Consider the following 20,545-nt stretch of genomic DNA (forward strand, 5'->3'; position numbering starts at 1 on the left):
TGGGCCGCGTCTGCTCGGCTCTGCCTGGGTCGACGGCGGACGGGATGAGAGCACCCCGCGCACGCCACTTCGGACCCGCAGTCGCGAACGGCGCCCCCCCATCCCGGTGCCGGCCGATCCCCCGCCGGAGGCATCGTTCTGACCGTGGCCCTGCCCGTTTAGGTTTCTACTCAGGGCCGTAACTCGCTTGCGGCCCCAGGGGCACGGCCCGGCGCCGAAGGCGCAGAGGGGCCGGGCCCAAGGGGCCTGCCCGCGCTTGCGCGGGCCCTTGATGACGTAGAGAAGGTCTGAGCCAACAGGGGTCTGCTACAGCCTGAAGGAGAGCTCCAACTCGTCGCCCGGTAGGTGGAATTCCTCCAGGGCCAAGGGCTTGTCTGCGTCCGTGAGTGTCACGCGTAGGACGTGGAGGAGCGGGACTCCCTCCGGGAGTCGGAGAGCCTGGGCCTGGTCGGGTAGGGGCATGCGAGTGCGGACGTACTCCGTGAAGTGGAGTTCGTGGCCCAGGTCGGCGAGCGCGGTGTAGAGCTCCGGGGCCGGGGGTGGGGCCTCGTCCTCGTACTTGGTGTCGATGAGTACGGAGAACGGGACGTACGTCCGGTGGAGTTGGCGCAGGCGGCCTTGGTCTGCTGTCTGTAGTGCGTCGTACGTGAACATCGGCTCGCCTGGCGGGATGCGGAGTAGGTCCGCCAGGGCCATCGGGGCGTCGGTGCGGGTGGCTACGGACGGTTCGGCGTCGGTCCAGCGGATTCCGTCGGCCTCGACGTATCGGGCCTCGGGAGTCCGGCGTACGCCGCGCGGGCGCGTGAGGCTAGGGCGGCCGTGGGGGGAGCGGGCGAAGGTGCCGCGGCCCATGATGGCCTCGACGAGACCTGACGCCCTTAGTTCCGTGAGCCCTTGACGCACTGTGGGGCGCGTCACGCCGAACTGTTTCGCCAACGCCTCTTCTGATGGGAGCGGTTGGCCGGCCGGGAACGTGCCGTTCAGGATGCCTTCGCGCAGGTAGTCGGCGATCTGCCGGTACTTCGGCTGCGTGTTCTTCGGCGGCATGTGGGCCCTCCGTGGCCGTGGCCTCTTCGGCTGTTCATCGTCGTGGACAGCTTGCCCACGATCGTGGACAGCTTCCCTCATCGCCAGACCTGTTGACAACCCGTACTACGGGTTGTCACTCTGGAGCAGGCACCCGTACTACGGGTGGTCTAGCAACCCGAAGGGGCGTCCTTCGGGTGCCAGAGATAAGGAGATCCGAACAGTGGCAAGCCTTCCGATAGACACCGCGAAGTTCACGGGGATCATCTGCGCCGTACCCCCGGCTCCGCGGGTTGCCAACCGTGAGACCGGTCAGCTCCGCGTTGACCGTGAGACCGGCAAGACCATGTACCAGGTCGGCCTTTGCCTGATGGCAGGGGCGTCGGCGGACGTCGTGAACGTGAGCGTGGTCGGTGAGCCGGCCGGAGTGCAGCTCGGCATGCCGGTGGCCGTGCGGGACCTGGTCGCCACGCCGTGGGAGAACGACGGGCGGCACGGCGTCGCGTTCCGCGCCGCGGAGATCCGGCCTCTGAACACTCCCGCTCCGGCGGGCAAGGGGGCCGGACAGTGATGAAGCTGGCCTCCACCACTTCGGCCGGTGCGACCTGGCCGAGTTGGGTTCTGGTGGTGGCCGCAGTGCTGGTGTCGGGCCTGCTGATCGCGGGCCCGGCCCTGCGCCGCCGCTACCCCGTGGCCTGGTGGCTCTTATTAGGGTTCCCGGCCACAGCGTTCCGGGTCGTGCGGACCTGGCGGCCCCTGATGGCCGGGTGCGGTCTCGCCGTGAGCCGTCGACCGGCGCTGATGGTCGTGTCCGGGCTCGTCGGCAACGGGGCGCCTCCGCCGCAGCCGCGTGTACCTCGTCGCGGTCTCATACGCCCGACCTTCGGGGGCTTCGCGGTGCTGGTGCGGCTTCTGCCGGGGCAGGTACCGAAGGACTTCGTCAAGGCCGCGCCTGCCATGGGGGAGAGCTGGCAGGTGCACACGGTGCGGGTGACCTCCTGGAAGCCGGGGGTTGTGCGGATCGTCGTGTCGGCGTCCGACCCGTTGGCTGTTCCTCGGGCGCCGAAGCAACGGGGGCCCGGCCATTTGCTCCGGGTGAGCGTGGGCGCGCTGGAGACGGGAGCTGCGTGGGTGGTCGACCTGCGGCGTGTGCCGCACTGGTTGATCGTGGGGGCCACCCGCTCCGGAAAGTCGACGCTGATCAACGCACTCGTGGCGGGGCTCGCTCCGCAACCCGTCGCCCTGGTCGGGATCGACTGCAAGGGCGGCATGGAACTGTCCCTCTATGAACCGCGGTTGTCCGCTCTGGCGACTAACCGAGAGCAAGCCGTTCGGCTGCTGACTGCCCTCGTAGACCTGACCCTCGACCGCATGACCGTCTGCCGGAAGGCCCGGGTCCGCAACATCTGGGGACTCCCGGAGAAGGAATGCCCGGTCCCCATCGTCGTGATCGTCGACGAGATCGCGGAACTGTTCCTCGTGGCGAGTCGGAACGAGAAGGACGAAGCGCAAGCGGCAGGCACGGCGCTCATTCGAATCGCACAACTCGGCGCGGCCCTCGGGGTGTTCCTCGTCGTCGCGGGCCAACGTGTCGGCTCCGACCTCGGGCCCGGTGTCACCGCCCTGCGGGCCCAGCTTGGCGGCCGGGTGTGCCACCGCGTGGCCGACCCCGGTACGGCAGAGATGGCGCTCGGCGATCTCAATCCTGACGCACTCAAGGCAGCACAGGCCATCGCCCCGGAACAGGCCGGCACGGCAGTCCTCGCCTCCGGCGACGGCTGGGAACGCGCCCGTTCGCACCTGATCACCGAGGCGGAGGCGGAAGCGGTCGCCGCCGAGTACGCGCACCTGACTCCCGTCCTGTCCGAACTGCACGTCGAAGCGCCGTGAAAGGGGCCTGCCGTGCTGGTGTCCACCTCCGCCGTTCTGCTGCTCGGACTGCTGATCTGGTTCCTCCTGCGCATCCGCTACCTGAGGTGGGCCGACGCGCTGATCTGCGGAACCTTCGGCTTCCTGCTGTCCCAGACGCTGGCCGCGCCACTCGTTCAGGCGTTCCTCGACGCCGTGAGCGGACTCCTCGGCTCACTCCGTTTCTGAGGCCACTCATCAACCCGAGAAAGGAACTCGCTGTGTCCGACTACGTCATTCGCTCCGGTGACCGTGCGGCCTTCCTGGCCGGTCTGCGGGAGCTGATCGACTTCCTGACCGCCAACCCGGCTGTCCTCGTACCCCGTAGCGCATCCGTCGCCGTCGTGGTCGATGCCACCGACTCTGATGCTCGCCGCATCGGGGTGGCGTCCGTCGCGGCTCCGCTCGGCTTACCGGCGCAGGACAACGGCCGGGGCTACTTCAGTGCACGCCGCGACTTCGGGTCGATTTCGTACGGCGTCGTCGGGGTTCCTCCCGAGGAGCGGCTGTGATCGCCCGAATGACGGGCTCCCAACGGGGCGCGAAGTCGCCAAACCCGACCCCGTCAGGAACCCACTCCATCCGCCACATGAGCAGTGAAAGGAGTACTCACACTTTGTCCAACGCGCATCATTCGCGCAAATCTCCGCTGTCCGACTGTGAACTGAGGAGGAAAGACTCCGAGAGCTCGACCTGCGCCGGACCCGAACACGTCGTCCTCGTCGGGCTCGACGGCACGGAGCAGCATCTGTGCCCGGCGCACGCTGCCGCGTTCTGGCTCACGGACCCGACACTTCGGTTCAGTGCCAAGACCCGGCCGGAGGGGATCTCGGCCGTGATGCGGCAGGCGTTCGGCGGGGGCGGTGGCCGACGATGACCACGACCTTGCCGGAGAGCGCTGCCGCCTTGGTCGCCAGGGCTTCGGCCCCCGGGTTCGCTGCCTGGCGCCGCAACATCGTCCGCCTCGGCGGCTGCACCAACCCGATTCACCTGGTCGGCGGGGCAATTATCTTCGACGCGACCACGGGTGAGGCCCTGCTGTCGCACGGGGCGGATACCTACGGCGGTCGCTTGCTGACCGCCTGCGGCAACCGGCGGGCAACGGTGTGTCCGACCTGCTCGGGCCTGTACCGGGCGGACACGTACCAACTCGTCCGCGCTGGCCTCGTGGGAGGCAAGAACGTCACGGAGGCGGTGAGCGGATATCCGCGAGTGTTCGCCACGCTCACCGCTCCCGGCTTCGGCCCGGTTCACACCCGTCGTGAACACGGCGGCCGCGTACGTGCCTGCCGTCCCCGCCGCGTTGGGGACTGTTGCCCGCACGGCGCTCCGATCGGTTGCCACGAGCGGCATGCGGCGGATGATCCCCGCCTCGGCGAACCGCTGTGCCCGCGCTGCTACGACTACGCCGGCGCCGTGCTGTGGCAGGCGTACGCCGGTCGGCTCTGGCACCGGTTCGGGTTGGAACTGCGGCGCGACGTCGCGCGGCGGGCCGGTCTGTCGCGCTCGGAGTTCGGGGAAGTCGCCCGGCTGTCGTACGCGAAAGTCGCCGAGTACCAGCGGCGGGGCCTGGTCCACTTCCATGCGGTGATCCGCCTCGACGGACCGGACGGACCCGACTCGTCGCCGCCGAGTTGGGCGACTGCGCCACTCCTGGTGGACTCGGTACCGGCCGTGGTCGGTCGGGTGAGGCTGACCGCCCTGGGTGCGGACGTCATCGGGCCGCGGGTGCTGCGGTTCGGCACACAGGTCGACGTTCGGTCGGTCACCCCGTACGAACGGGGATCGGGCGCGCGGCTGGCCTCCGCTGCTGCCGTGGCGGGATACATCGCCAAGTACGCCACGAAGGGGGCGGAGTCGGCTGGCGCGGTGGACGGGCGGATTCACGACGCGCGGGAGATGGTCATGCTGCCCGTACGCGCACACGTGCTGCGCATGATCGGCACGTGCTGGTGGCTCGGTGGCCTGCCGGAGTTCGCGTCACTGGGGCTGCGACGCTGGGCGCACATGCTTGGCTACGGCGGCCACTTCTCCAGCAAGTCGCGTCGCTATTCGACCACGCTGACCGCACTCCGGCAGGCCCGTGCCGACCATCGCGCCGAGCAACAACGGGCCTTCCTCGGCCTGGCCGACCGCCTGACGGTCACGGTCGGCGAGTGGCGCTACGCAGGGCGCGGCTACTCACCGGAAGCGGCGCTCCTGGCCGCCTCGGTACGGGAGGGCGGTGTCTCTCATGGCGCGTGACACCCGTGCGAAGTCGGCCGAACTCCTCACCGTGCGGCAGGTGCTCGACGAGCTGGGCGGCATCTCCCGGCGCACCTTCTACCGCTGGCGGGAGCTCCGTATCGCCCCGGCCTGTATACGGCTGCCGAACGGTGAGCTGCGGGTCCGGCGCGAGGTGCTCAACGACTGGCTGGAGGAGCGGGCGGAGGGGGCGGCATCGTGAAGTCGTACAAGGTCGTCATCTGGAAGCTGAGCATCAACCGCTCCGCGAAGAAACCGACGTACCTCGTCCGCTGGTCCGTGGACGGCGAGCCGTTCCACGAGTCGCACAAGACGAAGGCGCTCGCTGACCGCTTTCGGGTCAAGCTCCTTCGCGCTGCCGACAAGGGCGAACCGTTCGACACCGTCACCGGTCTGCCCGACTCGCTTCGCGGGGGAAAGGCGGCGCTGTCGTTCCTCGACCTGGCGCGGAAGTACGTGGAAGCGCGCTGGGCCGAAGTGTCCGCGAAGCAACGCGACAGCATGACCGATGCTTTGGCGACCGTCGTTCCCCTCCTCGTCAAACCGGGGCGGGGGCGGCCCGCTCCCGAGGTGCTGCGGCGGGCGCTGCGCTCGTATGTCCTGCCGGTCAACCGCCGAGAGCGGGAGCGGCCGGAGGAGATCGTCGCGGCCGTGCGGTGGATCGACAAGGCATCGCTCCCCGTGGGGGAGTTGCAAGAGATCGCCCGTGTTCACGGTTTGATCGACGGATTGGGGCGGAAGCTGGACGGCAAGCCTGCTGCCACCCAGACGTACCGCCGTCGGCGGGCGGTGGTCTTCAACGCACTGGAATTCGCAGTGGAGTTGGAATACCTCACGTCCAACCCGATGAGCCGGGTGCGCCGCAAACGGGGCAAGCGGGCGGTGCAGGAGGTTGACCGTCGGGTGGTGGTCAACCCTCGGCAGGCTCGGGAGCTGCTGACCGCGCTCACCTACGTGGGTGGTTACGAGCGGGCGAGCGGCCGGCGGCTCCGGGCGTTCTTCGGATGCCTGTACTACGCGGCCATGCGGCCGGGGGAGGCTCTCGGGCTTCGCCGCTCCGACTGCACACTTCCGGCGTCCGGCTGGGGGCGTATCGAGCTGGCGGAGACACGCCCCACTGCTGGAAAGGCGTGGACGGACTCTGGGGAGGCACACGATCGGCGCGGCCTGAAGCAGCGGGCTCACGGGGAAGTGCGCATCGTGCCGATTCCGCCTCCACTGGTGCGGCTGCTCCGGGAGCACCTGACGGAGTTCGGTACGGCCACCGACGGCCGGCTCTTCTGCAGCGAGCGGGGCAACGTGATCGCGGCCTCATCGTACTCCCGGGCGTGGAAACAGGCTCGGGAACTGGCATTCGTCCCGCACCAAGTGTCCTCGGCGCTGGCCTTCCGCCCGTACGACCTCCGTCACGCGGGCGTCTCCCAGTGGCTCAACTCCGGAGTGCCTGCGCCGGAGGTCGCTGCTCGCGCGGGTCACTCGGTGGATGTCCTGCTCAAGATCTACGCCAAGTGCATCGACGGCCAGGAGCAGGAGATGAACGACCGGATCTTGCGCGGGTTGGGAGAGGGGGAGGACAAGACCGAGTAAACCAGGCATTGCCGGAATGCGATCATGAGCCTCGGAGCAATCCGAGGCTCAGTCGTATGAGCACGTTCAGAATCAGTCGAACTCGGGTGGAGTGATGAAGCTGGCTGCGGCTCCGTCGTACCAACTCCATTCCCATCGGTGGTCAAAGCCGTTGACTGGAGTTCCGGAGGTGGCGAAGGAGCCGCCCTCCGGCACGACCGGTATCACGCGGCGCTTCCCCGCCTGGGATGTCTCGATGTTTAGCCACCAGGAGCACCGCACGGTGTCGGCACGACCAGTGACGAGAAGCGATTGGGTCTCTCCGGGCGAGAGGTTGATGACGTGATCGTCGAAGTAGGGGCGGCTGCCTGTGCGGACCGGCCGTTCAGCCAAGCTCTCGTACGTAGCGCTCCATGCCGAGGGTTGCTCCTCGTCAAGCAGGAAGTCCAGAACGAGGGCCTCTGCCGCACCTGCTGGGGGGTACCTGACCCAAGCAGCGCTTAAAGGCGCGCCTTCCTGCTCCTTGTGAACCGTGATGTTGGTGATGGTGAGTGGCTGCTCTGAGCGGTTCTCTATGAGGACTTTCGCGTTGGTGACTTTGAAGTCCGCAGCACCGCGATGATGGAGCAGCCAGTACATCGGCCAATACGAGCGCTTGTCCTCAGGTACGTGCGACGGCAGGGCGTCCGCTGTCGGTAGGGCGAGCTCCCAAGCCTTCGGCACGATGATCTCTCCCGTTACCGCAAGGGGATCCCCGCGCTTCAGCCAACGCCTAACCCCCACTACGAGCCCGATGAGCGCTGCAACAACCAAGGGAGCGATGAGATTGTCGATCACGAGGGGCTCCTTGCAGGCTCGGTTCTCGGATTCGACCATCCCATCAGAGCGTGGTCGAGGAGACATCATCTGACCAGGCGAAAGACCTGCCAAGATCATTACGTCGCCATTACGTGATCACAGGCAAACGGCTGCTTTTGGCGGCGTCTGGCTGCACATACGCGAAGACCCCGGCCTCAGCGTTTCCGCTGGTGACGGGGTCTTTGGGCACCTCATAAGGGGTGCCCCCGGCAGGATTCGAACCTGCGCACACGGCTCCGGAGGCCGTTGCTCTATCCCCTGAGCTACGGGGGCGTGTCGGGCGCGTTGTGCGGCGACGGGTAGAACCCTACCAGCTCCTTCAGGGGTGATCGCCACGTGTTTTGGTCGGGGGCGGGTGGTGTTGCGGGGGGTGCGGGAGGAAGTGGGGGAGTGCTGGGCGGGTGGGGTGCGTCTGCGGTGGGTGGCGGGGTCCGCACGGGGTGGAAGTGGGGAAAACCCGGACGCGGCGATGGGCGCGGACCTACTCTCGAGTTGTGCCAGGCGTGTCCGGTCGGGTGCTTGTTGTGGACGACAACAAGGTCATCCGGCAGCTGATCAGGGTCAACCTCGAGCTGGAGGGTCTCGAGGTCGTGACCGCGGCTGACGGTGCCGAGTGTCTGGACGTCGTCCATCAGGTTCGGCCCGATGTCGTCACCCTCGATGTCGTGATGCCTCGGCTCGACGGCCTGCGCACCGCTGCTCGGCTGCGTGCCGATCCCCGGACGCGGAACCTGCCCCTCGCCATTGTCAGCGCCTGCACGCAGTACGAGGTCGAGAGCGGGCTGGACGTCGGTGTCGACGCCTTTCTCGCCAAGCCCTTCGAGCCCTCTGAACTCGTGCGACTCGTAAGGCAGTTGATGGAGCGGCGTGAGGTAAGCGATGGTGTCGTGGGCGGCGCCGTCGAGGAGACCGAGCGGGCGGGGCGAACCGGTCACTGAGCCGTACTCGGTGTCTTGGCCGGTGGAGCGTTCCGGTCTGTTGGCCGGCCGACCCGTGTGGAGCAGCCCGGTCGCCCATCGATGTATGCCGGACCTGCCAATCGCCGGACGCACCCGTCCCTCTGCCGATGTGGGAGGGGCTGGGCCGGGACTGGGGCCGGGACTGGTCCAGCCCAAGGTATCGAGGTGTCGCCCTGGGGCGCGGCGAGCAGCAGGCACGCACGCACGCCGAGGGCCGGCCGGGTGCGTCCAGTGTCTCGGGTGAGAGCCCGGTCCCCGAGCCGGTGGCGGAGTCCGGTGCGAAGTCCGGTCCCGGAGTCCGCCCCACGCCCCCAGTCGTGCCGCCGGAGTAGTCCCGTCGAGCCGCAGGAGGGGGCTCCGTCGTGCCGCTGAAGTGCGGCCGCCGGAACACGTCCCGAGTCCACTCCCGGGTTGCGGCCCCCGGGGGTCCACGGACCCCGACCCCCGCTCCCGGACACCGGACGCCCCCAACCCCAGCGGCCGTCTCTCGGACACCGGGGTGCCGCCCCCAGCCCCAGCCACCGTCTCCCGCCGCCGGAGTGCCGCCCCCACCCCGACCCCCGACACCGGGGTGCCGCCCCTAACCCCAGCCACCGTCTCCCGCCGCCGGAGTGCCGCCCCCACCCCGACCCCCCCCAGAGACCGCGCCCCCTTCGCGCCCGTCCACATCGCGGACCATCGTCCAAACTCGCTCGCGTACCCACCCCCCTCCTCCCCTAGGCTTGTCCCGTGACCCCCGTCGAGCTCTCCCGTACCGTGCTGTGCGCGGTACGTCGTGCTGTCGACGTGGGGGAACTGAGCGTCCCCGTGCCCGCGAGCGCGGTGGTCACCCCACCGGGGCCGGGTGGGTGCGGTGACTACGCGACGAACATCGCGTTGCGGCTGGCCGGTCCGGCCGGGCGGCCCGCTCTGGAGGTCGCCGAGATCCTGCGGCCGCACATCGCGAGTGCCCCCGGTGTCGCCGACGTGGCCGTCACCGGACCGGGTTTCCTCAACGTCACCCTCGGGGGTGGAGCGTTCGCCGCCCTGGTGGAAGAGGTCCTGGAGCAGGGGACGCGGTACGGGTACGGCGACACCCTCGCCGGGCAGGTCGTCGAGTTGCGCGTGCCGCACGACACCCGGGCCGAAGTCGTCGCCGACACCCTCGTACGGATCGTGGCCACCCAGGGCGGACGTGCCGAGGTGCGTCACACCGAGCCCGTCAACCTGCGGCCCGTGCCCGCGCCCGAGGACCCCGCCCCCCTCGGCCCCGACGCCGCCCGCTGGGCGCTGCTTCACCCCGCGCCCCACGACCGGCCCCGGATCAGCGCCGACCACCTGGTTCAGCGCGAGAGCAACCCTCTCTTCCGTGTCCGTTACGCCCACGCCCGCACCCGGGCCCTGCGCCGCAACGCCGCCGCCCTCGGCCACGTCGGCGCCCCCCACGGCGTACGCCCTCCGAGCGGCTCCGGCGACCTCGGCCTCACCGAGGCCGTTCCCCATGAAGGCTCGCCCACCCTCTCGGCGGAGGACCTGCGCACCCCCGGTGACACCAGCGTCCCGACCGGTGCTCGTCGTACGGACGCCTCCCTGGAGATCTCCGCCCGCGCATCCATCCCCGCCTCTCCCGCCTCCCCTGTATCCCCCGTCTCTCTCGCCTCGGTCCCCCGCGAAGCCGTCCTTCCCAGCCCTCCCCGACAACACGAAGCCGATCTCCTCGCCGCCCTGGCCGACTATCCGCACGCCCTGTGTGTCGCCGCGCGGCATCGGGCCCCTGACAGGCTGGCGCGGCATCTTGTTGTGACCGCCGACGCTCTTCTCGGTTTCCAGCACGTCGTGCTGCCGCTCGGCGACGAGAAACCCTCGGCCGCCCACCGCACCCGGCTCGCGCTCGCCGAAGCCGCCGGGACGGTGCTGGCCGGCGGCCTGTCCCTGCTCGGCATCAGCGCACCCGAATACCTCTGACCAGCAGATGACACAGCCGAAGACACAGCAGAAAGCCCTACAGACATGAGTCGTTCCGCACATCCCGCCGGGCCCCGTCACGCCGACGTCTTCGCCGAGGGCCACTACAGCGCCCCGCCCGCCGACCTCAACGCCCTCGACCCGAAGGTGTGGTCGCACACCGTCAGCCGTACGGAAGACGGTGTCGTGAGCGTCGGCGGGCGCGAAGTCACCGCGCTGGCCGAGGAGTTCGGCACGCCCGCGTACTTTCTCGACGAGACCGACTTCCGGGAGCGGGCGCGTGCCTGGCGCACCGCGTTCGGGCACGACGCCGATGTCTTCTACGCGGGCAAGGCCTTCCTGTCGCGCGCCGTCGTGCGGTGGCTGTACGAGGAGGGGCTCAACCTGGACGTGTGTTCCGGGGGCGAGCTGACGACGGCCCTCTCCGCCGGGATGCCCGCAGACCGCATCGCCTTCCATGGCAACAACAAGTCCGAGAACGAGATCCGTACGGCTGTCGAGGCCGGGGTCGGGCGGATCGTGCTCGACTCCTTCCAGGAGATCGTGCGAGTGGCCCACATCGCGCAGTCCCTGGGCAAGCGGCAGAGGGTGCAGATCCGGGTGACGGTGGGCGTCGAGGCGCACACGCACGAGTTCATCGCGACGGCCCACGAGGACCAGAAGTTCGGCATCGCGCTCGCCGACGGGCAGGCCGCCGAGGCCGTACGGCGGGCGCTCGCGCTCGACGCGCTCGAACTCGTCGGGATCCACTCGCACATCGGGTCCCAGATCTTCGACATGGCCGGCTTCGAGGTCGCCGCCCGACGTGTGGTCGCGCTGCTGGCCGCGGTGCGGGACGAGCACGGGGTCGAGCTGCCCGAGATCGACCTCGGCGGCGGGCTCGGCATCGCGTACACCAGCGACGACGACCCCCGCGAACCGCACGAGATCGCCAAGGCGCTGGGCGAGATCGTCACGAGGGAGTGCGAGGCCGCCAAGCTGCGCACGCCGCGGATCTCCGTGGAGCCGGGGCGTGCCATCGTGGGCCCCACCGCGTTCACGCTGTACGAGGTCGGCACCATCAAGCCGCTCGACGGGCTGCGGACGTACGTCTCGGTGGACGGCGGCATGTCAGACAACATCCGGACCGCGCTGTACGACGCCGAGTACAGCGTCTCCCTCGTCTCGCGCACCTCCGACGCCGAGCCGATGCTCGTGCGCGTCGTCGGCAAGCACTGCGAGAGCGGTGACATCGTCGTGAAGGACGCCTTCCTGCCCGCCGACCTGGCCCCGGGCGACCTCATCGCGGTCCCGGCCACCGGCGCGTACTGCCGGTCCATGGCCAGCAACTACAACCACGCGCTGCGCCCGCCGGTCGTCGCCGTGAAGGACGGCGCGGCACGGGTGATCGTCCGCCGCGAGACGGAGGAGGACCTCCTGCGCCTCGATGTCGGGTGACCGGAGGGACTTGACCCGAGGGTCTTGACCGTAGGGGCTTGACCGTAGGGACTTGACCAGGGGGGCTTCCGGCGGTCCGGGTGACGCCGGGGGCCGGGGCCGGGATGACATCGGGTGTCCAGGTGTGACGTCAGGTGACAGGGGGTGACTTCGGGTGATCGGATGTACCGGATGTACCGGATGCGCCGGGTGTGTGCCGGGTGCGCGTCGGGCGGAAGATCTCCTGTCGCCACCCGGCAGGAAAATGAAATGGACGTCTCACGATCCGGACGAAGGGTAGAAACTCCCGTCCGGTGAGTGAGACTGGTCCAACCGAACGCGGTATGAGGAAACGAGGTCGGATGATGCGTACGCGTCCGCTGAAGGTGGCGCTGCTGGGCTGCGGGGTTGTCGGCTCAGAGGTGGCGCGCATCATGACGACGCACGCCGACGACCTCGCGGCCAGGATCGGCGCCCCCGTCGAGCTCGCGGGCGTGGCCGTCCGTCGGCCCTCCCGGGTGCGCGAGGGCATCGACCCCGGCCTGGTCACCACCGACGCGACAGCCCTCGTCAAACGCGGGGACATCGACGTCGTCGTCGAGGTCATCGGCGGCATCGAGCCCGCCCGTACGCTGATCACCACCGCGTTCGAGCACGGCGCCTCCGTCGTCTCCGCGAACAAGGCGCTGCTCGCCCAGGACGGTGCCGCCCTGCACGCGGCGGCCGAGGAGCACGGCAGGGACCTCTATTACGAGGCCGCCGTCGCCGGCGCCATCCCGCTGATCCGGCCGTTGCGCGAGTCCCTCGCCGGCGACAAGATCAACCGGGTGATGGGGATCGTCAACGGAACCACCAACTTCATCCTCGACAAGATGGACTCCACGGGGGCGGGTTACCAGGAGGCCCTCGACGAGGCCACCGCGCTCGGGTACGCCGAGGCCGACCCCACCGCCGACGTCGAGGCGTTCGACGCCGCCGCCAAGGCCGCCATCCTCGCCGGGATCGCCTTCCACACGCGCGTGCGCCTCGACGACGTCTACCGCGAGGGCATGACCGAGGTCACCGCCGCCGACTTCGCCTCGGCGCGGGGGATGGGCTGCACCATCAAGCTGCTCGCCATCTGTGAGCGGGCCGCCGACGGCGGGTCGGTGACGGCGCGCGTGCATCCCGCGATGATCCCGCTGACCCACCCGCTCGCCTCCGTGCGCGGCGCGTACAACGCCGTGTTCGTCGAGTCGGACGCCGCCGGTCAGCTGATGTTCTACGGGCCGGGTGCCGGCGGCGCCCCGACCGCCTCCGCCGTGCTCGGCGACCTGGTGGCCGTGTGCCGCAACAAGCTCGGCGGTGCCACCGGGCCCGGCGCCTCCGCGTACACCCAGCTGCCCGTCTCACCCATGGGTGAGGTCGTCACGCGCTATCACATCAGCCTCGACGTGGCCGACAAACCCGGTGTGCTCGCCCAGGTCGCCACCGTCTTCGCCGAGCACGGGGTGTCCATCGACACCGTGCGTCAGTCGGGCAAGGACGGCGAGGCCTCCCTCGTCGTCGTCACCCATCGTGCGTCCGACGCGTCCCTCGCCGGGACCGTCGAGGCGTTGCGCAGCCTCGACACCGTGCGGGGTGTCGCCAGCATCATGCGGGTTGAAGGAGAGTAACCAGCAATGACCCACCAGTGGCGCGGAATCATCGAGGAGTACCGGAACCGGCTTCCGGTGTCCGACAGCACGCCGGTCGTGTCGCTCCGCGAGGGCGGCACGCCGCTCGTACCCGCGCAGGTGCTCTCGGAGCGCACGGGGTGCGAGGTCCACCTCAAGGTGGAGGGCGCCAACCCGACCGGTTCCTTCAAGGACCGCGGTATGACCATGGCCATCACCCGGGCGAAGGAGGAGGGCGCGAAGGCCGTCATCTGCGCCTCCACCGGCAACACCTCGGCGAGCGCCGCGGCGTACGCGGTACGAGCCGGGATGGTCTGTGCCGTCCTCGTGCCGCAGGGCAAGATCGCGCTCGGCAAGATGGGCCAGGCGCTCATCCACGGCGCCAAGATCCTCCAGGTCGACGGCAACTTCGACGACTGTCTGACGCTGGCGCGCTCGCTGTCCGACAACTACCCGGTGGCGCTGGTCAATTCGGTCAACCCGGTGCGTATCGAGGGCCAGAAGACCGCCGCATTCGAGATCGTGGACATGCTCGGCGACGCACCCGACATCCATGTCCTTCCGGTGGGCAACGCGGGCAACATCACCGCGTACTGGAAGGGGTACACGGAGTACGCCGCCGACGGCATCGCGCGGCAGACCCCGCGCATGTGGGGATTCCAGGCGTCCGGTTCCGCGCCGATCGTGCGGGGCGAGATCGTCAAGGACCCGTCGACCATCGCCACCGCGATCCGTATCGGCAACCCGGCCTCGTGGAAGTTCGCGCTGGCCGCGCGGGACGAGTCGGGCGGTTTCATCGACGAGGTGACGGACCGTGAGATCCTGCGCGCCTACCGGCTGTTGGCCGCCCAGGAGGGCGTCTTCGTCGAGCCCGCGTCCGCCGCGTCCGTCGCCGGTCTGCTGAAGGCCGCCGAGCAGGGCAAGGTCGACCCGGGGCAGCGCATCGTCTGCACGGTCACCGGAAACGGTCTCAAGGACCCCGACTGGGCCGTCGCGGGCGCCCCGCAGCCGGTCACGGTCCCGGTGGACGCGGCGACGGCGGCGGAGCGGCTCGGTCTGGCGTAGACCGAGGCCTGGTCCGGCGTCGATCCGGGCCCGGTCCGGCCTGAATTCAGGCCTGGTCCGGCGTAAAACCAGGTTCGGTCCGGCGTGAAACCAGCTCCGGTGTGGCGTGAACCCGCCAGGCGTGAACCCGCCAGGCGGGGCCGGCCGGGCCCGCCCGATCCGGCGGAACCCGTCGAACAGGGCCGGAACGCGCCGTGGGCGGGCGGGAAACCGTCAGAAAGCCGCCGGAAACCGTCCGCTCGCGAGGGTCATCCCTGCGGCGACCCGACGGGGGGTGCACGAGGGGCTTACGACACGCATCGTGCGCCTCCTGTGCGCCCTATGTCGCCACAGAACCTTCCTTCGATAGGCTGTACCGAACCCGCCCGCCGCATATGCCGCGGTGCCGCGCCGACTTTGCGGACTCAGGGTCCTGTGCCCGTCTGTCGCGGTTCATCTCGCAGTTCTTCGAAAATCTCGTACATCACGCAGCTCAAGGAGAGTCATCGAGCGATGGCCGGTCCAGCGTTCCGCGCCGCCGCCGTCCGGGTGCGCGTCCCCGCCACCAGCGCCAACCTCGGCCCGGGTTTCGACGCCTTCGGGCTGTCACTGGGGCTGTACGACGACGTGGTCGTCCGGGTGGCCGACTCCGGGCTGCACATCGACATCGCGGGTGAGGGCAGCGAGACGCTGCCGCGCGACGAGAACCATCTCCTCGTACGTTCCCTGCGCACCGCCTTCGACCTGCTGGGCGGACAACCGCGCGGCCTCGAGATCGTCTGTGCCAACCGCATCCCGCACGGCCGGGGCCTCGGCTCCTCCTCGGCCGCCATCTGCGCCGGCATCGTCGCCGCCCGCGCGGTGACGATAGGCGGGGACAGCAGGCTCGACGACACCGCGCTCCTGGAGCTCGCGACCGAGATCGAGGGACACCCCGACAACGTCGCGGCCTGTCTGCTCGGCGGGTTCACGCTCTCCTGGATGGAGTCCGGCGCCGCGCGGGCGATCAGGATGGAACCCGCCGATTCCATCGTTCCGGTGGTCTTCGTACCGGGAAAGCCCGTGCTCACCGAGACCGCGCGCGGTCTCCTGCCGCGCACCGTCCCGCATGTCGACGCCGCCGCCAACGCGGGGCGCGCAGCACTGCTCGTCGAGGCGCTGACCCGGCGCCCCGGGCTGCTGCTGCCCGCGACCGAGGACCGGCTGCACCAGGAGTACCGAGCGCCGGCGATGCCGGAGAGCGCCGCGCTCGTCGAGCGCCTGCGCGCCGACGGCATCCCGGCGGTGATCTCCGGCGCGGGACCCACGGTCCTCGCGCTGGCGGACCGCGCGTCGGCCGACAAGGTGGCCGATCTCGCAGGTCAGGGCTGGGCCGCCAACCGTCTGGACCTCGACGCCCAGGGGGCGTGCGTGTTGCCGCTCGCACCTGTCGGGGTCAATTGACGACGCTCGGTTGCCGGATTTGGAGAGGGGGAATGTTTGTTGGATCCGGTAGTGTTAACCTCAAGTCTGCACCCGACCCCACCATGGCGAGGTGCTTCGCGTCCCCGTCCGGGACACCCATTCTTCCGGGAGCCTCCCAAACTGCTACGTGCCTTGCATTGGGTGCTATGCGCTGAGCAGTGCTGAGCACGCTCCGGAACCGGCGTGACCGAGCCGATGACACCGAACCTCAGTGCCACGGCTCCGGAATCGTCATCATCAGCAATGTCTTCCGCCGCTTTGGCGGACCACCGCCCCGGCACGGTCCACACAGCAAGGACCAATGCCGGACAGCACAACCGGTCGCCGAGCCAGACAGGCCGACGTCCGCTCCAGGGAAGGACCCTTCGTGAGCGACACCACCGATCTGATGGGCGCACGTGTCGAGGAGACCGCTGCCGCGCCCGCCACGGACGCCTCCGCGCCTGCCACCGGTGCCGGCTCCAGGCGACGCCGCGGTACCGGCCTCGAAGGCATGGTGCTGGCCGAGCTGCAGCAGGTCGCATCCGGCCTCGGAATCAGGGGCACCGCGCGTATGCGCAAGAGCCAGCTGATCGAGGTCATCAAGGAGGCGCAGGCCGGAGGGGGTGCTCCGGCCAAGACGGCGTCCGACGACGCCGCCGAGACCAAGCCGAAGCGCCGGACCACCTCGAAGGCCCGTACGGGCAACGAGGCCGCGGCGCCGGCCGAGGACAAGGCCGAGAAGGTCGCCGCCGAGAAGGCCGTGGCCCAGCAGCAGATCGAGATCCCCGGCCAGCCGCTCAGCGACGACGCTCCCGCCGAGCGCCGCCGTCGCCGTGCCACCGCCGAGGCGGGCAGCCCCGAGACGGTCGCCGCCGAGGCGAAGAGCGAGCCGAAGGCCGAGACGCAGGGCGACGCCGAGGGCGCCGACGGACGTCGTGAGCGCCGTGAGCGCCGTGACCGCGACCGGGGCGGCCGTGACCGCGACCGCCGTCCGGGCAAGGGCGACGAGCAGCAGGGCGGCCAGGGTGCCGGACAGCAGCGCCCGGACCGTCAGGAGCGCCAGGACCGTCCGGACCGTCAGCAGGACCGCCAGCAGCAGGGCGGCGGCCGTCCGGACCGCCAGCAGGACCGCCAGCAGGTCCGCGACAACGGCCCCCGCGACAACGGTCCGCGCGACAACGGCCCGCAGGACGACGACGACTTCGAGGGCGGCCGCCGCGGCCGGCGCGGCCGTTACCGCGACCGCCGTGGGCGTCGTGGACGCGACGAGATCGCCGAGCCGCAGGTCGCCGACGACGACGTGCTGATCCCCGTCGCGGGCATCCTCGACATCCTCGACAACTACGCGTTCATCCGTACGTCGGGCTACCTGCCGGGTCCCAACGACGTGTACGTCTCTCTCGCCCAGGTCCGCAAGAACGGTCTGCGCAAGGGTGACCACGTCACCGGTGCGGTCCGTCAGCCCAAGGACGGCGAGCGCCGCGAGAAGTTCAACGCGCTGGTGCGTCTGGACTCGACCAACGGCATGGCCCCCGACTCCGGGCGCGGGCGACCGGAGTTCAACAAGCTGACGCCGCTCTACCCGCAGGACCGGCTCCGCCTGGAGACCGACCCGGGTGTGCTGACGACCCGGATCATCGACCTCGTCGCGCCGATCGGCAAGGGCCAGCGCGGTCTGATCGTGGCCCCGCCGAAGACCGGCAAGACCATGATCATGCAGGCGATCGCCAACGCGATCACGCACAACAACCCCGAGTGCCACCTGATGGTCGTCCTGGTCGACGAGCGTCCGGAAGAGGTCACCGACATGCAGCGGTCGGTCAAGGGCGAGGTCATCTCCTCGACCTTCGACCGCCCGGCCGAGGACCACACCACGGTCGCCGAGCTCGCCATCGAGCGCGCCAAGCGTCTGGTGGAGCTGGGTCACGACGTCGTCGTGCTGCTCGACTCGATCACGCGTCTGGGCCGTGCGTACAACCTCGCCGCCCCGGCCTCCGGCCGCATCCTGTCCGGTGGTGTCGACTCGACCGCGCTGTACCCGCCGAAGCGCTTCTTCGGTGCCGCGCGCAACATCGAGGACGGCGGCTCGCTGACCATCCTGGCCACCGCGCTCGTCGACACCGGCTCGCGCATGGACGAGGTCATCTTCGAGGAGTTCAAGGGCACCGGCAACGCCGAGCTCAAGCTCGACCGGAAGCTCGCCGACAAGCGCGTCTTCCCGGCGGTGGACGTCGACGCGTCCGGTACCCGTAAGGAAGAGCTCCTGCTCGGCAGCGACGAGCTCGCCATCACCTGGAAGCTGCGTCGCGTGCTCCACGCGCTCGACCAGCAGCAGGCGATCGAGCTGCTGCTCGACAAGATGAAGCAGACGAAGTCGAACGCCGAGTTCCTGCTCCAGATCCAGAAGACCACGCCGTCGCCGGGCAACAGCAACGACTGAGGTCTCCGCGACCGAAGTCCGCAAAGACCGAGGTCCGCAGGGCAGGAACCACCAGGGCCGCCCCCGTCACGCACGTGACGGGGGCGGCCCTTTGCGCTGTCCGGGGCGCATGTACGATCACGCCCTCGATCTTTTGCTGAAACACATCTGAACTCTTATCTCTGAGGGGGGACTTGAGTGGACACGTCCATGTCTGGGGGCGGTCGGCACAGACGCCGCATACGGATCGCCGTCCCGGTCGCCGCGGCCGGCCTCGCCGCCGTTGTCGCCGGAGCGCTCCTGATGTCGTCGGCGAACGCCGCGCCCGGCTCGGCGCTGCCCACGCCCAGCACCCGGCCCACGAACTCCACGCCGTCCCAGGCGGTGCTGGAGGAGCGCGCCGCGGGCGCCCTCGCCGGTGACGACATCGCGGGCCGGGTGACCCGGAAGACGTCCCTGAGTGCCGCGACGACCCCGGTGCACGTCGACCCGAAGATCATCGGCGGTTCCACGACCACCATCAGCACGGCCCCGTGGATGGCGCAGCTCTGGTACTCCGACACCAAGGGCACCGCCAGCACGGCCGACGACCTCGGCTTCTTCTGCGGTGGCTCCGTCGTGTCGCCGACGAAGATCCTCACCGCCGCGCACTGCACCGTGGACGAGAACGGCAAGCCCTACGACTGGCAGGCGCACGGCGTCGTCCTGACCGGCACCTCCCAGCTGCTGAGCAGCGACGCCGACGACAACATCGACCTGCACGGTGGCACCCTCAGCGCCCCCCTGCGGCAGTGGACCCACCCGTCGTACAACCCGGACAAGATCGACAACGACATCGCGGTCATCACGCTGGCGAACCCCGTCACCGCCAAGCCGATCAACATGACGTCGTCCGGTGACACCGCCTCGTACAAGTCGGGCACCAACGCGACGCTCTACGGCTGGGGCCGCACCAGCTCCGCCTCGCAGAACATCTCCCAGGCGCTGAAGACCGCCGTGCTGCCGATCAACTCGGACACCACGTGTGCCAACGCCTACGGCAGCTGGTTCATCAAGGGCCACATGGTCTGCGCGGGCAAGCCGGCGACCGGCAGCGACACCGGCACCGTCTCGGCCTGCAACGGCGACTCCGGCGGCCCGCTGGTCGTCACCGACGCGGCCGGCGTGAGCCGCATCGTGGGCGTCGTCTCCTGGGGCGTCGAGGACTGCGTCACGAAGGGCGCGTACAGCGTCTTCTCGAAGGTCAGCACCTACGTCGGTGCCGCCTACCCGCGTGTCGAGGACACCAACCTGAGCGGCGACCACAAGGCCGACCTGTTCCTGCGCCGCGCCTCCGACGGCACCGGCTACGAGGCGGACTCCAAGGGCACCTCGTTCTCCGCGCGGCTGAACCTCGGCAGTTCCCAGTTCAAGGACCTCAACCTCGTCCTGCAGTCCGACCTGAACCGGGACGGCTACCAGGACTACGTGATCCGCCAGACCGCCACCGGCGATGTCTACTGGCTCCACTGGATGTGGTCGACGCGCGAGTGGGCCAACGACAAGATCTTCAGCGACTGGAAGACCCGCACCCGGATTGTCGCCCCCGGCGACCTCACCGGCGACGGCCTGCCCGACATCCTCTCCGTCGACTCCGCCGGCAAGATGTGGGAGTACCCGGGCGCGGGCAACGGCACCTTCCCGACGCGTGTCTACGTCGGCATGGGCTGGAACCAGTACAACTCCGTTCGCGGACATGGTGACTTCACCGGCGACGGCAAGGCCGACCTGATCGTGCGCAGCAGCACCGGCTCGTACATCTACCTGTACAAGGGCACCGGCAAGACCGGCGCCGGCGCCTTCTCCACCCGCGTCAAGGTGCGCACCTGGCCCGACTACAACGCCTTCGACGCCGTCGGTGACGTGACCGGCGACGGCAAGGCCGACTTCCTGGCCCGCACCGCCGGCGGCACGCTGTACCTGTACCCCGGGACCGGAAAGGCCACCAGCGAGATCTTCGCCACAAGGATCTCGGTAGGTACCGATTTCAAGCAGTTCGACATCTTCGGCTGACATCGCAG

17 protein-coding genes and 1 tRNA gene are annotated in these 20,545 nt (G+C 69.6%); 15 read left to right on the forward strand and 3 right to left on the reverse strand.

Annotated elements, in window-relative coordinates:
* Nucleotides 1-306 precede the first annotated feature (306 nt).
* Complete coding sequence (locus N4G66_RS28700) at nt 307-1,047, reverse strand: GntR family transcriptional regulator (protein WP_261707142.1); 741 nt, start codon at nt 1,045-1,047, stop codon at nt 307-309.
* 202 nt (nt 1,048-1,249) lie between these two features.
* On the opposite strand from N4G66_RS28700, the gene N4G66_RS28705 reads away from it, so the two are divergent.
* The 7 genes from N4G66_RS28705 (at nt 1,250) to N4G66_RS28735 (ending at nt 6,765) form a co-directional block, all read left to right on the forward strand.
* The gene (locus N4G66_RS28705; RefSeq protein WP_261707143.1) at nt 1,250-1,597 is read left to right on the forward strand and encodes an SCO3933 family regulatory protein; all 348 of its coding nucleotides are present in this window, start codon (nt 1,250-1,252) and stop codon (nt 1,595-1,597) included.
* Entirely contained in the window at nt 1,597-2,916 is a 1,320-nt protein-coding gene (locus N4G66_RS28710; protein ID WP_261707144.1) for an FtsK/SpoIIIE domain-containing protein, read from the forward strand. The genes N4G66_RS28705 and N4G66_RS28710 overlap by 1 nt, the downstream gene beginning before the upstream one ends.
* 12 nt (nt 2,917-2,928) lie before the next feature.
* On the forward strand, nt 2,929-3,123 hold the full coding sequence (locus N4G66_RS28715; RefSeq protein WP_261707145.1) for a hypothetical protein: 195 nt from the start codon (nt 2,929-2,931) through the stop codon (nt 3,121-3,123).
* 32 nt (nt 3,124-3,155) lie between these two features.
* Nucleotides 3,156-3,446, forward strand: coding sequence for a hypothetical protein (locus N4G66_RS28720; RefSeq protein WP_261707146.1), 291 nt, complete (start codon nt 3,156-3,158; stop codon nt 3,444-3,446).
* 361 nt (nt 3,447-3,807) lie between these two features.
* Entirely contained in the window at nt 3,808-5,178 is a 1,371-nt protein-coding gene (locus N4G66_RS28725; RefSeq protein WP_261707147.1) for a replication initiator, read from the forward strand.
* Complete coding sequence (locus N4G66_RS28730; protein ID WP_261707148.1) at nt 5,168-5,380, forward strand: helix-turn-helix transcriptional regulator; 213 nt, start codon at nt 5,168-5,170, stop codon at nt 5,378-5,380. The genes N4G66_RS28725 and N4G66_RS28730 overlap by 11 nt, the downstream gene beginning before the upstream one ends.
* The gene (locus N4G66_RS28735) at nt 5,377-6,765 is read left to right on the forward strand and encodes a tyrosine-type recombinase/integrase (RefSeq protein WP_261707149.1); all 1,389 of its coding nucleotides are present in this window, start codon (nt 5,377-5,379) and stop codon (nt 6,763-6,765) included. The genes N4G66_RS28730 and N4G66_RS28735 overlap by 4 nt, the downstream gene beginning before the upstream one ends.
* A gap of 72 nt (nt 6,766-6,837) precedes the next feature.
* On the opposite strand, the gene N4G66_RS28740 is transcribed toward N4G66_RS28735, so the two are convergent.
* Nucleotides 6,838-7,581 (reverse strand): hypothetical protein, encoded by a 744-nt coding sequence (locus tag N4G66_RS28740; RefSeq protein WP_261707150.1) that lies wholly within the window; start codon nt 7,579-7,581, stop codon nt 6,838-6,840.
* 222 nt (nt 7,582-7,803) lie between these two features.
* Nucleotides 7,804-7,875: transfer RNA gene (locus N4G66_RS28745), tRNA-Arg, on the reverse strand.
* A gap of 173 nt (nt 7,876-8,048) precedes the next feature.
* Here N4G66_RS28745 and N4G66_RS28750 point away from each other — a divergent pair.
* The 8 genes from N4G66_RS28750 to N4G66_RS28785 all read left to right on the forward strand — a co-directional run bounded on the left by N4G66_RS28750 (nt 8,049) and on the right by N4G66_RS28785 (nt 20,537).
* Nucleotides 8,049-8,540: a response regulator gene (locus tag N4G66_RS28750; protein WP_261707151.1), complete on the forward strand. Its 492-nt coding sequence runs from the start codon at nt 8,049-8,051 to the stop codon at nt 8,538-8,540.
* A 750-nt stretch (nt 8,541-9,290) separates the two neighbouring features.
* Nucleotides 9,291-10,505 (forward strand): ArgS-related anticodon-binding protein NrtL, encoded by a 1,215-nt coding sequence (gene nrtL, locus N4G66_RS28755; RefSeq protein ID WP_261707152.1) that lies wholly within the window; start codon nt 9,291-9,293, stop codon nt 10,503-10,505.
* Between the two features lie 45 nt (nt 10,506-10,550).
* Nucleotides 10,551-11,942, forward strand: a complete 1,392-nt coding sequence (lysA, locus tag N4G66_RS28760) for a diaminopimelate decarboxylase (RefSeq protein WP_261707153.1) — start codon at nt 10,551-10,553, stop codon at nt 11,940-11,942.
* Nucleotides 11,943-12,286: 344 nt separating this feature from the next.
* Nucleotides 12,287-13,576, forward strand: a complete 1,290-nt coding sequence (locus tag N4G66_RS28765) for a homoserine dehydrogenase (protein WP_261707224.1) — start codon at nt 12,287-12,289, stop codon at nt 13,574-13,576.
* Nucleotides 13,577-13,582: 6 nt separating this feature from the next.
* On the forward strand, nt 13,583-14,641 hold the full coding sequence (gene thrC, locus N4G66_RS28770; RefSeq protein WP_261707154.1) for a threonine synthase: 1,059 nt from the start codon (nt 13,583-13,585) through the stop codon (nt 14,639-14,641).
* 492 nt (nt 14,642-15,133) lie between these two features.
* Nucleotides 15,134-16,063: a homoserine kinase gene (thrB, locus tag N4G66_RS28775; RefSeq protein WP_261707155.1), complete on the forward strand. Its 930-nt coding sequence runs from the start codon at nt 15,134-15,136 to the stop codon at nt 16,061-16,063.
* Between the two features lie 388 nt (nt 16,064-16,451).
* Complete coding sequence (rho, locus tag N4G66_RS28780; RefSeq protein ID WP_261707156.1) at nt 16,452-18,506, forward strand: transcription termination factor Rho; 2,055 nt, start codon at nt 16,452-16,454, stop codon at nt 18,504-18,506.
* A 189-nt stretch (nt 18,507-18,695) separates the two neighbouring features.
* Complete coding sequence (locus N4G66_RS28785; RefSeq protein ID WP_261707157.1) at nt 18,696-20,537, forward strand: trypsin-like serine protease; 1,842 nt, start codon at nt 18,696-18,698, stop codon at nt 20,535-20,537.
* The last annotated feature ends 8 nt before the right edge of the window (nt 20,538-20,545 follow it).

This window comes from Streptomyces rhizosphaerihabitans (genome assembly GCF_025399795.1).
In the GTDB taxonomy this organism is placed as follows: Bacteria; Actinomycetota; Actinomycetes; order Streptomycetales; family Streptomycetaceae; genus Streptomyces; species Streptomyces rhizosphaerihabitans.

What these genes read in the sequence shown, in the direction of transcription:
- N4G66_RS28700 (WP_261707142.1), bottom strand. Translation starts at nt 1,047, where the DNA reads ATGCCGCCGAAGAACACGCAGCCGAAGTACCGGCAGATCGCCGACTAC.
- N4G66_RS28710 (WP_261707144.1), top strand. Translation starts at nt 1,597, where the DNA reads ATGAAGCTGGCCTCCACCACTTCGGCCGGTGCGACCTGGCCGAGTTGG.
- N4G66_RS28725 (WP_261707147.1), top strand. Translation starts at nt 3,808, where the DNA reads ATGACCACGACCTTGCCGGAGAGCGCTGCCGCCTTGGTCGCCAGGGCT.
- N4G66_RS28730 (WP_261707148.1), top strand. Translation starts at nt 5,168, where the DNA reads ATGGCGCGTGACACCCGTGCGAAGTCGGCCGAACTCCTCACCGTGCGG.
- lysA (WP_261707153.1), top strand. Translation starts at nt 10,551, where the DNA reads ATGAGTCGTTCCGCACATCCCGCCGGGCCCCGTCACGCCGACGTCTTC.
- N4G66_RS28765 (WP_261707224.1), top strand. Translation starts at nt 12,287, where the DNA reads ATGCGTACGCGTCCGCTGAAGGTGGCGCTGCTGGGCTGCGGGGTTGTC.
- thrC (WP_261707154.1), top strand. Translation starts at nt 13,583, where the DNA reads ATGACCCACCAGTGGCGCGGAATCATCGAGGAGTACCGGAACCGGCTT.
- thrB (WP_261707155.1), top strand. Translation starts at nt 15,134, where the DNA reads ATGGCCGGTCCAGCGTTCCGCGCCGCCGCCGTCCGGGTGCGCGTCCCC.
- N4G66_RS28785 (WP_261707157.1), top strand. Translation starts at nt 18,696, where the DNA reads ATGTCTGGGGGCGGTCGGCACAGACGCCGCATACGGATCGCCGTCCCG.